We start from the raw sequence: 624 nt of genomic DNA on the forward strand, positions 1-624 counted from the left end.
TGCCGTTCTTGACCTCGGCGGCCACGACATACGACGTCATCACCTTGGTGATGCTGGCCGGGGCCAGTTGTTCGTGCACGTTTTCACCGGCCAGGACCTGCCCGGTGGCGTAATCCATCAGGATCCAGGCCTTGGAGACGCTGGGCTTGGGGGCCGGCGGGGTCGCCACGGTGGCCGGAGCGGCGGCGGCGGGAGCAGGCGCCGGTGCCGGGGTCGGCGCAGGGGTCTGGGCGGAAACCATGCCCACGAACAGGGTCGTGGCCATGGCAGCGGCGGCAAAGCGGAATTTCATCGGACAGCAAGCTCCTGGAGGGCGCCAAGGGGTGGATGAGGGATAACGGGCATTGTAGGCCCAAGGAGCGGCGGCACGCGCTGGCGTGCCGCGGGCAGTGGAAGGCTCAGTCCTTCACGATCTGCGGCGCCCCGAAGCCCAGACCGGCAATCCGGCCGGCAAGTTCCGAGGCGCTGGCATGGTCGGGGGCCGGCACGCGCAGGCGCCACAGGGTGCGCCCGCCACTGACGATGTCGCTGATGCTGGCCCCGGCGATGCCCGCCGAGGACAGCTGGCCGAGCGCGCGGGTGGCGTTGTCACGGCTGGCGTAGCTGGCGACCTGCAGCAGCACG

General features: G+C 70.5%; 1 protein-coding gene and 1 pseudogene. Both read right to left on the bottom strand.

What is annotated here, in order from left to right:
- Positions 1 to 292, bottom strand: a pseudogene (locus AAE045_RS23725) (hypothetical protein); the annotation flags it as partial.
- A gap of 106 nt (positions 293 to 398) precedes the next feature.
- Positions 399 to 624: SPOR domain-containing protein (locus AAE045_RS23730; protein WP_455549759.1), on the bottom strand; the 226-nt coding region annotated here is incomplete at its 5' end.

The sequence above is a fragment of the Dryocola clanedunensis genome (genome assembly GCF_038405435.1).
In the GTDB taxonomy this organism is placed as follows: Bacteria; Pseudomonadota; Gammaproteobacteria; order Enterobacterales; family Enterobacteriaceae; genus Dryocola; species Dryocola clanedunensis_A.